Origin of the sequence: Chryseobacterium sp. 'Rf worker isolate 10' (assembly GCF_050753305.1) — a bacterium.
GTDB lineage: Bacteria > Bacteroidota > Bacteroidia > Flavobacteriales > Weeksellaceae > Chryseobacterium.
In genome coordinates, this window is record NZ_JBOZOF010000001.1 from 566778 (window position 1) to 583879 (window position 17102).

Sequence of the window (17102 nt, forward strand, 5' to 3'; positions counted from 1 at the left end):
AGATTGGAAATACAGAGGTTAAGCTGAAAACTTCCAGTCACTAATTTCTAGTTTCTAATCTCTAACTTCTAAATTTATCATGTACAACAAAGGATTATATAGCGATTGGGTACCCAAGCCCGTACAGCTGCTGCTGATCGTATTACTGCTTGCTGTGGTAATGCCAATCGGTGGGGTGTATACTGGAAATATCAGTTCTCTGGTAAGCGGTACCGGTGCGATGACAGAATATTTTATGTGGGCTAACTACGCCACTACTATTGGGATGGGAGCCTGTATGCCTGTTGTTCTCAGAATCAAAATGAGATTCAAAGTAAGGGATAAGATGGTTTTGCTTCTGGTACTTTTAGGATTGCTCAGTTATGTAAACGGAACTACTTTACAGCCCATGATCTTCATATTTACCTCTTTAGTGATAGGTTTTATGAAAATGATGGTCACCATAGAACTGTTCCTGCCATTGATGGTGATGATCGGAAACCGGGGTATGTTTTACGGAGCATTCTATACATTCGTTTTGGTAATGAATCAGGTGGCTACTTATTATGCCGCTGAATTTGCTCTTATCTACAACTGGCAGCAGTTTTATGTGTTTACAGCGGTTTTATGTTTTACACTTGCATTGATACACTGGATTTTTATGCATAATAAATATTTTGCTTTAAAAGTTCCCCTGCATTATATTGATTGGCTAAGTATTTTACTTTTCATTTCAACTTTTATGTTTTCGGCGTATGTGTATTCATTTGGAAGACAGCAGGACTGGTTCAATTCGAAGAATATTTTGTATGGAAGTATTGCTGCTTTTGTGAGCTTTGCATTGCTTTCTATCCGTCAGCTAACTTTGAAGCGACCTTACCTTTCATTCAAAATTTTTAAAAAGAATAATGTGCGGCACGGTTTGTTTATGCTTTTCTGGCTGGGAATGTTTTTAGGAACAGCTTCTATTCAGAATACTTTTGCAGTGGGAGTTTTGGGTTATGATCAGGTGACTAATACGAGACTGAGTCTACTAATGATTCCCGGAATTATCCTGGCCGGAGTCATTGCCATTTTCTGGTTCAAAAAAGAAAAGCCTTTGAAAATGTATATTTTTTCCGGGTTTTCTGCAATGATTGGATATGCCATTATTATGTACTTTTCTATGGTATTGGAATTCAGTTATGACAACTGGTATCTGCCTATGTTTTTAAAAGGTTACGGAATGTGTTCACTGTTTATCTCCGTATGGTTTTATACACTGGATAAGCTTGAAATGGATGAAATGCTGGCAGCCATCGGGCTTGTGTTGGTTTGGAGAACTTTTCTTGCCGTAGGAATTTTTTCAACACTCTATTCATGGTTTCAGTACCGTTTTCAGGTTACAGCAATTGGTGATCTTGCCGTTTATATGGACGGAATGACGGTTACTCCTCAGAATGTAGCAGCCAATATGAAAGCCATTCAGCTCAATGCGATCATCATAGCCACCAAAAAGATATTTGGGTATATTATTTTAGTCGGATTTGGAGTGCTGATTTATGTTGCGACCCATCATTTCGGAGCAAAGCGTTTCCAGTATTTCAGGTTTATAAGAGTGTTGGGAGGTAAATCCGTTATCGCAAGAAGAAGACTTCGTGAAAGAAGAAAATTGTTAGAAGAAATAAAAGATGCGGCAGGGCCTGCAGTATAAAAAATACCTTGTTTTTACTAGTAAAATCCTGGTCCTTCGTTGGGCTGGGATTTTACGCTTTTTAAGAAAATGTCAAATTTTAAACTTTTTGAAACATTAAGATTGTATTAAGGTTTTTAGAGTATTAAGATGAGCTTCGTTTTAAGCTTAAAAATCAGAATGATTTATCTTAACTATACTTTACTCCTTAAATTCTTCTTAATGGTTTTAATATATATCCAGATTTTGAAAACTTTTCTGTAAAAAGATGTTTACTATCATAAAATAAGGGAAAATCTCATATTCTGTTATTTTTATTCTTTCTAAATAAGAATTATCTTTGTGAGATTATAAAACTTTGAGAAGAAAGAATGAAAAAGCAGTATGCATTCATAGGTCTTTTAGTTTCGGGAGCATTATTTTCCCAGACAGCTAAAGATTCTATTGCCTCTAAAGGTATTGAAGATGTGGTAATCGTAGCCTCAAGAAAACCCACAAAAATCTCCGAAGTTCCGGGAACGGTTTGGGTCGTACAGAAAGAAAAGATTCAGGAACAGGCCAAAAGTGGAGTTCCTATTAAAGAAATGTTATCGATTCTGATTCCGTCTATGGATATTGGTCCACAGGGAAGAACCAATTACGGACAGAATATGAGAGGACGTTCAGCACTTGTAATGATCGATGGTGTTTCCCTGAACAGTATCCGTGCCATAAGCCGTCAGCTGGACGCCATTGATCCATTTAATATCGAAAGAATTGAAGTGCTTTCAGGAGCAAGCTCGATTTATGGAGGTAACGCTACCGGCGGAATTATCAATATCATTACCAAAACACCTTCCAAAAAAGGAATCAGCGGAGAAACAGAATTGGGAGTACGTACCGGATTTATGGGAAAAGATGACCATGATTTCCGTGCAGCCCAGTCTATTGCCACTAAAGGAGATAAGTTCTTCGGAAGACTGGGAGTAGCTTACCAGCAAAATGGCGGGGTGTATGGAGCAGATCAGAAACAGCTTTTTACAGACATTACACAGACTGACCTTCAGTATAACCAGTCCATTGACATATTGGCTACAGGTGGGTATCAGTTTAACAATAAACATAAAATAACAGCCTCTGTTCAGTATTACAATTCTAAATTTAACGGAGACAGAAGTTTATTTTTAGGTCAAAACCTGAGTGCATTCACGACAAAAAATGCGTCGTTATTGGAAATGAGAGATGGTTTTTCATCTGATAAAAATGTAGGAACAGAACGTTATATGGCAACCGTAGCGTATAACGGAAACGGGATTTTGGGTGGACAGGATTTATATGTACAATTGGCTACCCGTGGTGAAAAATTAGGATTCTATCCATTCCCGGGAAATGTTACTTTGCAGTCAGGAAAAATACCTTATATGTCCTCTTCACAGCAGGATACTTACTATTCAGGGATTAAAGCTTTATTATCGAAATCATGGCGAGGGCTGAATATTACCTATGGAGCAGATTTTGATTTTGAAAAATTTGAAGGGACACAATCTGTCTATGATATTGCAAAGACAATGTCCAGCGGAGGTTTAGTGAATGAAACCAAATACAGCCTGGGAAGATATCCAACCAATCATTCACAGAGCTATGCAGGATATGTTCAGGCAAAATATAATATTTTTCCAAAACTTCAATTGAATGCAGGGATCCGTTACCAGCATATCAATGTGAAAATGGATGACTTTGTCGGTTCGGAACAGCAAACACAGATTGCCATGGGATATGGAAGCTCAGCATCTGCAATTCCCGGAGGTGAAAGTTCTTATAATGTGACTTTAGCCAATGCAGGATTGTTGTACAAATTCAATGAGCAGCATCAGGTTTGGGGAACTTTTTCCCAAGGAGCAAGCTTAGCAGATCCTGCAAAATTTTACGGAATCGGACAATATAAACTGGTGGGTACAAATTGGGATGTAGTATCCAGTATCAACGTAAAAGAACAGCCCCTTCAGGCTATCAAAACGAATCAGTTTGAGGTAGGTTACCGTATCAACAGAGGAGGTTTAAGAGCTCAGATTGCCGGATTTTTAAGTAATTCAGACAAAACCTTTGCTGTAGACAAAAAGACATTCCAGATCCTTGTGAATGATTTGAAATTAAGAAACATGGGAATTGAAGCTGAGGTTTCTTATTCCTTAAACAATGGCGTTTATTTCGGGGCGACCGGTCTTTTGATCAAATCTGAGGTAGATAACAAAGGAGAATGGCAGAAACAGGAAATTTACAATGCTTCTCCTTCAAAACTGGTGACGTATATCGGATATAACATTAAAAGCTGGTCTTTCAGATTTCAGTCTTTACAGAATTTCAAACAGAAAGACGAACTTAATAATGTGGTGGAAGGCTACAATACTTCAGATTTGATGATAGGATACCGATTCCATTTTGGAAAATTCAATTTAGGAATCCAGAATCTATTCAATACAGATTATCAGACCATATGGAGCAAGCGTTCTCAGGTATTGTATTCTACTTACGGACTTCCGGAATTGTTCAATTATAAAGGAAGAGGAAGAACATTCAACCTTTCTTACACTTTTGAATTTTAAAAATACGATGAAGGTAACAATGCCTTGATCTGAAAATATATTGTATTTCAAATCCGGTTTCTGAATTAATCGGAAACCGGATTTTAACTTAAAAAAAAAATCAGTTATGGCAAAAATTTCAACAGGGCAGATCGTTGCCGAAGTAACCAGAAAAGAATACATTACTGACCATTTTATCAGGGTGTATTTATATTCACCGGAAGTTCAGGTATTCAAAAATACCATGGTGGGAGATAATAATAAAATTGCCGTTCCTCCGGCTGGACTGAATGAGATTCATTTCCCCAAACTGGACGAAAACCATCAATGGGTGTATCCACCAAAAGAAGTTGCTCCATCCATCAGAACTTATACCCACAGAGGAATTGATCTGGAGAAGAATGAATTAATCATCGACTTTGTAGATCATGGAGACGGAGGCCCCGCCTCCAAATGGGTGAGAGAAGCTGAAGCAGGCTCAAAACTAGGAGTGATGATGCGTTTGGAAGGTAGGGAGTTGTATCCTGCTGCAGATTGGTATCTGTTGGTGGGAGATGCTACGGCCATTCCGGTGATCAGTGCTATTTTGGAAACGCTTCCTGAAACAGCAAAAGGAATATGCATTATTGAAGTTCATGGAAAAGAAGATGAGCAACTGCTTGAAACGAAAGCCCGAATTGATTTTAAATGGTTACACAATACGGAGCCTCAGATCAGCAGTGAAATTTCAAATGCTGTAAAAAGTATTGAGATTCCTGAGGTTACCAAATTTGGTTACGTAGCATGTGAATTTTCAAGCGTGAAAGAAATCCGTACTTATCTGAGAAAAGAAAAAAACTGGACCTCCCAGGAATTATAAGCTTATTCTTACTGGAAAGCAGGCGTAGCAGAAAATGAATCACAGGCGGACAGACATAAGGAGAAGGATTCGATGGAGTAGGCAGTAGTTGAAAGATGCCAGTTTGCAGATATTTAAGGGTTTAAAGTTCGAGGTTTAAGGTTGTAAGTACACTGCACCTCGTACCCCGAAACCCGCACCATGCAACCGAAACATTCAACCAAAAACTTTGAACATTGAACTCCGAACTATTATCTTTGTACTATGAAAGATTTAATGGGCAGAGCGATCTGGGATTATTACCACAATGACAATCCGGAAGATCTGCAGACTGAAACGTCAATTTCTGAGCTGGATGAACTTCCGGTAGATTATTTATTCAGAGATTTTGAAGAAATGAATGATATAGAGCAGAAAGCTCTGCTGCTATCTGAAGGTAAAGTTCTGGACATCGGAGCGGGAGCAGGTTCTCATTCTTTATATCTTCAAAATGAAAAAAATCTTGAGGTGACTGTATTGGATATTTCACCAAAATCTATTGAGGTTTGCAAGCTTAGAGGTATTAAAAAAGCAGTTTGTGAAAATATGCTTGATTTCTCAGGAGAAACTTTCGATACCATTTTATTACTGATGAACGGTACCGGAGTTTTTGAAAGCCTTGCTAAAATAGATCCCTATCTTCAAAAACTGCATACTTTACTGAATGATGGCGGACAGGTTTTAATTGACAGTACAGATATTCTTTATATGTTTGACCGTGATAAAGATGGTGGAGTTTACATTCCTGCTGGCGGATATTACGGAGAACTGGAATATGTAGTTCATTATAAAGGGGAATCTGAAGAACCGATTACCTGGCTGTATCTTGATTTCAATACGCTGAAAAATGCGGCTCAAAACAACGGATTCAAAATAGAAAGAGTTTTTAAAGATGAAGATTCTTACTTAGCCAAACTGACTAAGAAATAATTATAACAAGTCATTGCGAGCTGAAAGCGAAGCAATCTCATGAATTCATATAGTGTCATTCTGTAAACCGGGATGACTTTTTTGTACCTCTTCCTAGCCCCGATAGAAACGGTTACCCCACAGCAAAGAAGAGGCCCTTCGACTACGCTCAGGGTGACAGCTGGGTGCGAGGAGTAAAAGTGGATAGCGGGAATCAGCTCCTTATTATGGTCTGAATAGATGGATGGCTCTTGCAAACGGATAGTAAGAAAACCATTCCTGGAAATAAAAATACATCAGAACAGCGGTTCCGGCACATAAAACTACAGGGAGAATATAAGATTCTGCACGGTAAGGAAGTTTTTTTGGAGTGGCTAAAACGCTGATGACAAGTAAACCCAGAGCTCCTGCTGCAATAACCCCAATTTCAGGGCTGTATCGGGAAGAGGTATTGAAATCAAAATGGGACATCAGAACGTATTTTTGAAACATAAAAAAAAGAAAACCAAATGCCAGCGCAAAGAAGCTCGCAAGGTATTTTTTTAGTTTGATTAAATTAAGAAAAAGCAAAATAGACCCCGGAATCGGAGTAAAAAAAACGGTGCTGACAACAATAGTCATTCGTGAATAAAGCTTGATCGCTCCCGGATCTTCTGTGATATGGTCTTTCCAGGTTTCTACTTCTTCTGCATGTTTGGCTTCCTCAGCTTGTTTTTTATGCTGAATCAATTGCTGAACAGCTGTTTTTTCCTGTTCGCTGAAAACACGTCCTCTTTCTTCCAAAACTTCAAAAGCTGCCTGAACAGCCTCCGGAACAAAACGGTTGCCTTCCTTTAAATAAGCCTCCAATTCATAATTAGAGAGTTTTCTTAAAACATTTTTATTGACCATACTCTATAAATAAAAGAAAGGCTGCTTCTAGTGAAACAGCCTGTTATCTTATATTGAGGTTAATTATCCGATCTCAATACCGTTTTCAACATTGCTGTCGTCCGGTGTTACGAAAGATAATTTTCCGTCTGGTTTTGTTGTTAATAATAACATTCCCTGAGACTCAATTCCTCTGATCTTTCTTGGAGCAAGGTTCAGAAGGATCATGACCTGCTTTCCGATTAATTCTTCAGGAGAGAAACTTTCTGCAATACCGGAAACAACAGTTCTTACATCTACTCCTGTATCTACAGTAAGTTTTAATAATTTATCTGCTTTTTCTACTTTTTCAGCTTCTAAAATAGTTGCTGTTCTAAGGTCTATTTTAGTAAAGTCATCAAATGTGATCTCTTCTTTCATAGGGTTTGCGTTAGGGTTTGTTTTTTTATTGTTTTGTTTTGTGTTTTCCAGCTTTTGGATCTGAGCTTCGATTACGTCATCCGAAATTTGAGAGAATAAAATTGGAGCATTAGCCATTATTGAATGACCAGCTTCAATTAATACTTTTGAATTCTCAACTTCAGACCATGTTTTTTGTTCTACATTAAAAATTTCATATAATTTTTGTGCTGTAAAAGGTAAAAATGGTTCAGCTAAATTTGCTAGTGCAACTGAAATTTGAGCTCCAATAAATAATGTGTTTTTGGTTTTCTCAATGTCATTTTTAACCGTTTTCCAAGGCTCTTCATTCTGCAAGTATTGATTTCCAAATCTTGCAAGATTCATAAATGCTGTTAATGCATTTCTGAATTCATAATTTTCAAGAGAGTTTCTGATTTCTACAGCTCTTTTGCTGATTTCTTCTAATTCTGGTGCATTTACATCTCCTTCAGGAATTTTTCCTTCAAAGTTTTTGTTAATTAATACTGCAACACGATTAATGAAGTTACCAAAAATATTAGCTAATTCAGAATTATTCTTAGTCTGGAAATCTTTCCAAGTAAAGTTGTTATCTTTTGTCTCCGGTGCAGATGAAAGAAGAGCATATCTTAAAACATCCTGCTGTCCAGGGAAATCTTCTACATATTCATGAGCCCAGACTGCCCAGTTTCTTGATGTTGAGATCTTATCGTTCTCAAGGTTCAGGAATTCAAAAGCAGGAACGTTAGCCGGCATAATATAATCTCCGTGCGCTTTCATCATCGAAGGGAAAATAATACAGTGGAATACAATATTATCCTTTCCGATAAAATGTACCAGATCACTGTCTTCACTCTGCCAATAATCTTTCCAGTCTTTTCCATTTTTCTCGGCCCATTCTTTGGTGAAAGAAATATAACCGATCGGAGCATCAAACCATACATATAATACTTTCCCTTCAGCATTTGGAAGAGGAACCGGAACTCCCCAGTTAAGGTCTCTGGTCATCGCACGAGGCTTAAGGCCGTCATTTAACCAAGATTTAACCTGTCCGTATACGTTAGGCTTCCAGTCATCTTTATGACCTTCAATGATCCATTCATTTAAAAAGTCTTCATATTCATTTAATGGAAGATACCAGTTTTTTGTTTCTTTAAGGATAGGAACATTTCCACTAAGCATTGATTTCGGATTGATCAGCTCAGAAGGAGAAAGGGTAGAACCGCATTTCTCGCACTGATCTCCATAAGCATTTTCGTTACCACAATTAGGACATGTTCCTACAATATAACGGTCAGCAAGGAATTCTCCTGCCTGCTCATCAAAATACTGCTCAGAAATTTCTTCTGTGAATTTTCCTTTTTCGTATAAAACCTTGAAGAAATCCTGACTGGTTTCATAATGGTTTTTAGACGTTGTTCTTGAATATTCATCAAATGAAATTCCCAGGTCTGAAAAAGATTTTTTAATGATCTCGTGATATTTGTCAACGATATCCTGAGGAGTTACTCCTTCTTTTTTAGCTCTTATGGTAATAGGAATCCCATGCTCATCTGAACCACAGATAAACGCTACATCTTTTCCTAATCTTCTCTGAAATCTTGCGTAAACATCCGCAGGAATATAAACACCTGCCAAATGTCCTATATGAACCGGCCCGTTTGCATAAGGCAAAGCTGCCGTAATCATCTTTCTGTTTGACATTTATAGTAAAGTTTAAATGCAAAGATAAGGAATATCTGCTGAATACCGCTATTGGTGGTATTATTATGAGGAATAAAGCAATTTTGAAAGGTTGAATATGAAATTAAGTTAAACAAACGTTTAACAAATTGTTAAATTGAAACAAATGTTATGCAAAGCATAAGATGCTGTAAAATATTGGACTATAAAAAACTAACTAAAACCTGTTTCGTAATATACATAATTTTAGATAAAATTATATTAAATTTATGATAATTCCAATTTTTTTATAAATTGCGAGTCTGGCTCGAGGCCAAAAATGACTGAAAAAAAACGAAACTATAAAAAATATGATTGTGAAGAACTTTACAACCGTTTTGAAAATTGCGCCTGCTTTTTTATTGGCTAGTACAGTAATACATGCGCAGAAAAAGGATTCCCTTCCTCAAGAGAAGAAAATTGACGAAGTGGTGTTGATCGGATATGGAAAACAGAAAAAATCTGATCTTACCGGTTCTATAACTTCGGTTACAGCAAAAGACTTTAATGGGGGAGCTACTTCAGCAGGTCAGCTGATCCAGGGTAAAACACCAGGGGTACAAATTACCAATAACAGTGGGGCACCTGGATCGGGTACAAAGATCAGGATCAGGGGGACATCTTCTTTAAGTGGAGAAAACTCGCCATTGATCGTAATCGACGGAGTGCCTCAGGATTTTGTGGGAATGAATGGTGTTTCTGACCCTTTGTCCTTAATTAACCCTAATGATATTGAAACATTTGATATCCTGAAAGATGCTTCTGCTACTGCTATCTATGGTAACAGAGCTTCTAATGGTGTTATTCTCGTTACAACTAAGAAAGGAACAGCGGGAAAATTTAAATTAAATTTCTCAACAGTTGCTTCGGTTTCTACTAAAATGGGGAAAGTAGATGTTTTAAATGCTCAGGAATTCAGAGATTTTGTTAATGGAAATCCATATGCATCTGCTAATTACAAATCCAAGCTTGGAAATGCCAATACCGACTGGCAGGATCAAATTTATCAGGCAGCATGGGGCACAGATAATAATGTAGCATTATCAGGAGGGATAAAAGGCCTTCCATACCGTTTATCATTAGGATATAATGAACAAAATGGTATTGTAAGATCAAACTCATTCAGAAGAACTTCCGTAGGTTTGAACTTAAACCCCAAATTCTTTGATAACCATTTATCTGTAAACGTGAATTTAAAGGGTACATTTACAGACAATAGATTTGTGGATGGTGAAGTAATCAAGGCAGCTACTTATTTTGATCCTACCCAACCTGTTTACTCGGGAAATTCCAATTATGGAGGTTATTATGAATGGCTGGATCCGGGATCTGCAACAGGATATAATGTAAATGGTAATAAAAACCCAGTCGGACTTATTAATGGTATCAGGGATGTATCTTCAGTAACCAGAGGATTGGGGAATATTCAGTTAGATTATAAATTTCACTTTCTTCCGGATCTTCATTTTAACGTAAATGCCGGATATGATTATACAAAAAGTGATGGTCACAAATTTAAAGATGGCAATCTAAGAGCTGGTTTTGAAGATAAAGGAAGCTCAAATTTCTATTCTATGGAAAAGAAAAATAAGCTTTTGGAGACCTACTTTAATTATGTGAAAAATATCAGCGCAATTGATACGGGTGTAGATATTACAGCTGGTTATTCTTATCAGGATTTTAATATCTTAATTCCGGGAGCTGTAACTTATAGAGGGACAAATATTAACTCTCAGGATCTGAACTTTGAAACCCGAAATACATTAATTTCTTTCTATGGAAGAGCTATTTTTACGATAGCTAATAAATATGTTATTTCAGGGTCAGTTCGTAAAGATGGTTCTTCAAGATTCTTCAACGGAACCAGAGATAATGTATGGGGTGTTTTCCCGGGAGTTTCTTTAGCCTGGAAGCTTAATGAAGAAAATTTTATCAAAAATATATCATCAATCAGTACATTAAAACTGAGAGCGGGATGGGGTAAAACAGGTCAACAGGAATTACCTGCACTTAACGGTAACAAACCTAATAACTACCCGGCTTTCGCTGCTTACAATCCTAGTTATCAAGGAGCTGGATATCAGTTCGGAAACGAATTCTACTTTATGTACAGACCTGCTAACTATAACCCAAATCTTACTTGGGAAACAACAACTACTAAGAACTTAGGATTAGATTTTGGGTTTAATAAAAACAGAATTTCAGGATCCATAGATGTCTTCAGAAAAGATACGAAAGATCTTCTTGTTTATGCTGATGAAGCTGCGGGAGGTTTAAGTAACGCAAGCTGGCAGAATGTTGGAGATATGAAAAATGAAGGGATTGAAGGAAGTATAACTGTAATTCCGGTTAAGAATCAAAATACAACCTGGGAAGTAAGTTTTAATGCCACTCATTATAAACCGGTTATTACTAAGCTTAAAGACAGAGCTGATGAATCATTTAACATGGAAGTAGGAGGTATTGAAGGAGGTTCCGGAAACAGAATTCAGGCTCATGCAGTAGGATATGCACCTAATTCATTCTGGGTATACCAACAAGTGTATGATACTAACGGTAAGCCTGTTGATGGTGCTTTTGTAGACAGAAACGGAGATGGTATAATCAATACAAAAGATATGTATTATTATAAGTCTACTACCCCAGATGCAATTTTAGGTTTCTCTACTAAAGTATCTCATAAAAACTGGGATTTTGCATTGAGTGCAAGAGCAGTATTAGGAAATTATGTGTATAATAATGCCGCATCTAACAGTTCTCTACAATCTGCATCAACCAATGAATACCTTCAAAATGTGTTTGCAACAGCACCAGAATATAGATTCGCAGTACCACAGTACAAATCTGATATCTATGTTGAAAATGCTTCATTCCTGAGACTGGATAATATCAATGTAGGATACAATTTCGGAGAAGTTTTCTCGAAAGGAAGTAATCTGAAAATATATGCGATGGCGCAGAATGTTTTTGTGATCACTAAATATTCAGGAGTAGATCCTGAAGTTTTTGGTGGTATTGATAACGGTTACTATCAAATGCCTAGGATTTATTCTTTAGGTTTTAACTTCCAATTTTAAATAAAAATGCAATGAAACTAAATAGAATTAAACTTAAAAATATAGTATTGCCTCTTTCAGCAGTATTTTTATTGACAGCAACTTCTTGTGTAAAAGATCTTGAAAGAGAACCTATCACAGATGTTACTTCAGCCAGTATTTATAAAGATTTTGGCAATTATAAAAATGTTTTGGCGAAACTTTACGGAGGGCTTGCCATGGGTGGTCAGATCAGTGGAGACGGAGATCAGCCGGATAGTGATATTAACGGTATTAATGGTGGTTTTTCCCAGTATACCAGATTAATGTACAATCTGAACGTGGTGACAACTGATGAAGCGGTCATTGGATGGAACGATGGTAACCTTCACACCCTTCACAAAATGACTTGGGATGCATCCAATGAATTTATTGCTGCTATGTACTATAGAGTATATACAGAAATTGCTTTTTGTAATGAATTTCTGAGAAATGTGACAGATGAAAAATTAGCTTCCAATAATATTACCGGGGACAATCTTACTCAGGCAAAATTAATGAGAGCAGAAGCTCGTTTCCTGAGAGCACAGTCGTATTATCATGCGATAGATATGTTTGGAAATGTTCCTTTTGTAGATGAATCATACTTACCTGGTTCTATCAATCCACCACAAAGGATAGAAAGAAAAGCATTATTTAATTACATCGAGTCTGAATTACTTGCTGTTGCAGGAGAATTAAAAGATCCTAAAACCAATGAGTACGGAAGAGCAGATAAAGCTGCTGTATGGTCATTATTAGCAAAATTATATTTAAATGCTGAAGTCTATACAGGAACTCAAAGAAATACAGACTGTATCACATACTGTAATAAAGTAATTGCAGCAGGTTATTCTTTAAAACCAAAATATGACGATTTATTCCTTGCGGATAATAATATCAATAATCCGGAGCAGATTTTAAGCGTAAATTTTGACGGAATTAATACACAAACCAATGGTGGAACTACCTTCTTGGTACATGCTGCAATAGGTGGAGATATGAAAGCTGCTGACTTTGGAGTAAATGGAGGATGGAGTGGTTTAAGAACTACAAAAGCATTTGTAGGTTTATTTCCTGCCAATGGAAGTGACAAAAGAGGAAGATTCTTTACTTCGGGACAGAATTTAGAAATTAATGATTTAGGTTCATTCACAGATGGTTATGCTTTTGTCAAATTTAAAAATGTTAAAAGCAATGGATCTGTTGGAGCTCATACTAACTGGGTTGAGGCAGATATCCCATTATACCGTTTAGCAGATATCTATTTGATGTATGCGGAGGCAGTACTTAGAGGAGGAACTGGTGGAAATCAGGCTACGGCCATCGGTTACATTAATCAGTTGAGAGAACGTGCTTATGGAAATACAAGTGGAAATGTAGCTTCTATTAATCTCAACTTTATTTTAGATGAAAGAGCAAGAGAATTATCCTGGGAAATGACCAGAAGAAGTGATCTTATCCGTTTCAACAAATTTACGACAGGAGATTATCTATGGCCATGGAAAGGAAATGTGAAAGATGGTAAAGCTGTAGAAAGCTATAGAAACCTCTTCCCAATCCCTGCTAAAGATATTGTTGCTAATCCTAATCTGGTTCAGAATCCTGGCTATTAATTAAAAACACTATTAAAATGAAAAATTTATTCAAAATATTAGCCCTGGTTTTTACCGGACTTTTAGTTTTTTCCTGTGAAAAAGACGAGGACCAGGCTGTTATTAATGAAACATCTGCAGGTAAGTTATCTGCTGATAAAAGTGCAATTGTTCTTAGTGAGCTTAATGCAAATACTGCTGTAATCACTTTTACCTGGACAAAACCAACATTTAATATTGCTGTAGTTCCTAATCAGAAAATTGAATTCGGAATCAAAGGAGATAACTTTAAAAAAAGTGCTACCGTTGACTTTTCCAACGATATGACTTCTGGTGCTGTTACTAATGCTGCTATGAACGCTGCTATGTTCAGTATTGGGGCTACACCGGATGTTGTGAATGATATTGAGGTAAGATTGAAGACCTCTGTAGGATCAGCAGCTTTCTATTCTAATGTAGTAGCTGTTAAAGTAACTCCATATACTCCAAACCCGGATTTGGTATATCCTAAGATCAATGTACCGGGAAGCTATGCAGGTGCTGCAGGGTATGCAAACTGGACTCCAGCCAACTCACCTAATTTGTTTTCTCCTGGAAAGAATGATGAGTACAGAGGATTTATCTGGATCAATACTGTTGCTGGTGCTGAAGATGGGAAATATAAATTTGCGATCAATCAGGACTGGCCAGGAAATAAAGGAGATGACGGAAGCAATTCTGGAAAACTGAAAGCAGATGGAGACAATATAAAAGCTCCAGCTTCAGGAACATACTATATTAAAGTAAACTGGGCTGCCAATACCTATTCTTCAGTTATTGCAAACTTTGGGGTGATTGGTGACGCTACTCCTACGGGATGGGGATCAGATACTGATTTTGTATATAATCCTGCAACCAGAACTTTTGTAATTAACTCTATTGCTTTGTCCAGTACAGGAGTATTTAAATTCAGAGCCAATGATGATTGGGCAATGAAATTCCAGCCAAAAGATGCAGATCAGACCTTGGTTTCCGGAACTGCCGTTCAGTCTTATTTAAGTTCAGAGAACACAGTAACAGGAGATCCTGCCTATAAAGTTTCACAAGCAGGTAATTATAAAATTGAACTGGATTTACACAATTCAGCATATTATAAGCTAACGATTACAAAATTGTAAGAATATTAAATTTATAAAGGCAAAGTGCTGCTTTATTGCAGCACTTTATCTATTTTTAAGTTAATTAAATAGTCATTATGAAGAAAATTACAGTTGGAGCACTTTTGCTCTCAATGATGTTTACAGGTGTGAAAGCCCAATCTTTAAAATCTCCGGATGGGAAGTTTGAAATGAATTTTCAGCTGAAAGAAGGAGTACCTTACTATAATCTGAAATACAATGGTGCAGTAGTAGTTGAGGATTCTAAATTGGGATTGAGATTATTTAAAGACACAGCCATAAAGTTCGCTTCTGAAATAGCCAAACCAGAAGATGCAAAATACGATCTGAACAACGGTTTTGCAAAGACAGATGAAAAAAGAGATTCCAAAAATGAAACCTGGCAACCGGTTTTAGGAGAAAAGAAAAACTATATCAATAACTACAATGAGCTGGCAGTTACCCTGAACCAGGCTTCAACAGACAGGAGTATTGTATTGAAATTCAGATTGTTTAACGATGGTCTGGGATTCAGATATGAGTTTCCACAACAAAAAAATCTTAATTATTTCGTAATCAGAGAAGAAGATTCTGAAATTGATTTTCCTACCGACATGAAGGCATGGTGGATCGTTGCAGATTATGACTCTCAGGAATATCAGTATCAGGAAACAAAAGTTTCTGAAATTCCGGCAAAATGGGATAAAGCATATGATGCCAACGCTTCACAGTCATTGGTGAAAAATGCAGTTCAGTCTCCTTTAATGCTTAAAAAAGAAGGAAAAGAACCTTTGTATATCAACGTTGCAGAAGCAGCGGTATTAGATTATCCCGCTTCACATCTTGAAGTTGATGCACAGAATTATAAGTTCAAAACGCATTTAACTGCAGACAGACAGGGAGCAAAAGGATATATTCAGACACCATCAGTAACGCCTTGGAGAACTATTATTGTAGCGCCAAAAGCAGAACAGGTGATGGATTCTAAAATGATATTCAACCTTAATGAGCCTACAAAATACACCGATACATCTTACATTCACCCTACAAAATACATGGGTGTTTGGTGGGAAATGATCATCGGAAAGTCACAATGGGCCTATTCTACAGCTGAGAATGTTCATTTAGGTAAAACTGATTTTGCCAAATTAACTCCCAACGGAAAACACGCAGCCAACAATACAAAAGTTAAAGAATATATTGACTTCGCTGCAGAAAACGGATTTAAGGGATTATTAATCGAAGGTTGGAATATCGGTTGGGAGGACTGGTTCGGGCATTCTAAAGAATTTGTTTTCGATTTCATTACTCCTTATCCGGATTTTGATATCAAAATGTTGAATGAATATGCCCATTCAAAAGGAATTAAGCTGATCATGCACCATGAAACTTCTGGCTCTGCCACGAACTATGAAAGATGGGCTGATAAAGCTTTCCAGACCATGAATAAATACGGTTATGATGCTGTGAAAACAGGATATGTAGGAGATATTATTCCTAGAGGAGAGCATCATTATTCTCAATGGATGATTAATCACTATTATAGAATTGCAGAAAAAGCAAATGACTATAAAATTATGGTCAATTCTCACGAATCTGTACGTCCTACAGGAGAAAGCCGTACCTACCCGAACTATATTTCTGCAGAAGCAGCCCGTGGAACAGAATATGAAGCATTCGGAGGAAATAAACCAGATCACCAGACCGTTCTTCCGTTTACAAGATGGATGGGAGGTTCTATGGACTATACTCCAGGAATTTTCCAAACAAAATTAGACTATTATTTCCCTGGAGATAACCGTTCTGTAAAAACAACTTTGGTAAAGCAGCTGGCTCTTTATGTAACAATGTATATGCCGCTTCAGATGGCAGCAGACCTTCCTGAGAACTACAAAAAACATATGGACGCATTCCAGTTTATCAAGGATGTGGCAGCAGATTGGGATGATACAAAAATCTTATCTGCAGAACCGGGAGATTATGTAGTTACAGCAAGAAAAGCAAAAGGTACTGAAAACTGGTTTGTAGGAGGTATTACCGATGAAAACAAGCGTGAATATACTGTAGATTTCTCTTTCTTAGACAAAGGAAAGAAATATGAAGCAACAATCTATGAAGATGGAAAAGATGCTGATTATATTGATAATCCTCAAAGCTATAATATCTATAAGAAAGAGATTACAAGCAAGTCAAAAATTAATTTTAAAATGGCAAGAAGTGGCGGTTTCGCAATTTCAATCAAACCTGTAAAATAATTTGAAGAGACACTAAGGTGCCCCGGTTCATC

Annotated in this window: 10 protein-coding genes; 8 read left to right on the top strand and 2 right to left on the bottom strand. The window is 37.0% G+C overall.

All coding sequences use genetic code 11. The features are described 5' to 3' along the window. Positions 1-79: 79 nt before the first annotated feature. From LKL37_RS02510 to LKL37_RS02525, 4 genes are all read left to right on the top strand, one after another. Entirely contained in the window at positions 80-1672 is a 1593-nt protein-coding gene (locus tag LKL37_RS02510) for an MFS transporter (RefSeq protein ID WP_431609016.1), read from the top strand. 350 nt (positions 1673-2022) lie between these two features. Continuing rightward, positions 2023-4233 (top strand): TonB-dependent receptor, encoded by a 2211-nt coding sequence (locus LKL37_RS02515; protein ID WP_431609018.1) that lies wholly within the window; start codon positions 2023-2025, stop codon positions 4231-4233. A 106-nt stretch (positions 4234-4339) separates the two neighbouring features. Beyond that, the gene (locus LKL37_RS02520) at positions 4340-5071 is read left to right on the top strand and encodes a siderophore-interacting protein (protein ID WP_431609020.1); all 732 of its coding nucleotides are present in this window, start codon (positions 4340-4342) and stop codon (positions 5069-5071) included. 243 nt (positions 5072-5314) lie between these two features. Further along, entirely contained in the window at positions 5315-6019 is a 705-nt protein-coding gene (locus LKL37_RS02525) for a class I SAM-dependent methyltransferase (protein WP_431609022.1), read from the top strand. A gap of 204 nt (positions 6020-6223) precedes the next feature. On the opposite strand, the gene LKL37_RS02530 is transcribed toward LKL37_RS02525, so the two are convergent. Continuing rightward, entirely contained in the window at positions 6224-6889 is a 666-nt protein-coding gene (locus tag LKL37_RS02530) for a hypothetical protein (RefSeq protein WP_431609023.1), read from the bottom strand. Between the two features lie 63 nt (positions 6890-6952). Then, positions 6953-8992: a methionine--tRNA ligase gene (gene metG / locus LKL37_RS02535; protein ID WP_431609025.1), complete on the bottom strand. Its 2040-nt coding sequence runs from the start codon at positions 8990-8992 to the stop codon at positions 6953-6955. Between the two features lie 335 nt (positions 8993-9327). Between metG and LKL37_RS02540 the strand changes: the two genes are divergently transcribed. The 4 genes from LKL37_RS02540 (at position 9328) to LKL37_RS02555 (ending at position 17070) form a co-directional block, all read left to right on the top strand. Continuing rightward, entirely contained in the window at positions 9328-12087 is a 2760-nt protein-coding gene (locus LKL37_RS02540; protein WP_431609027.1) for a SusC/RagA family TonB-linked outer membrane protein, read from the top strand. An 11-nt stretch (positions 12088-12098) separates the two neighbouring features. Continuing rightward, a complete protein-coding gene (locus LKL37_RS02545) occupies positions 12099-13700 on the top strand; it encodes a RagB/SusD family nutrient uptake outer membrane protein (RefSeq protein ID WP_431609028.1) in 1602 nt (533 codons plus the stop codon). 17 nt (positions 13701-13717) lie between these two features. Then, the gene (locus LKL37_RS02550) at positions 13718-14836 is read left to right on the top strand and encodes a SusE domain-containing protein (protein ID WP_431609029.1); all 1119 of its coding nucleotides are present in this window, start codon (positions 13718-13720) and stop codon (positions 14834-14836) included. A 77-nt stretch (positions 14837-14913) separates the two neighbouring features. Beyond that, entirely contained in the window at positions 14914-17070 is a 2157-nt protein-coding gene (locus tag LKL37_RS02555; RefSeq protein ID WP_431609031.1) for a glycoside hydrolase family 97 protein, read from the top strand. The last annotated feature ends 32 nt before the right edge of the window (positions 17071-17102 follow it).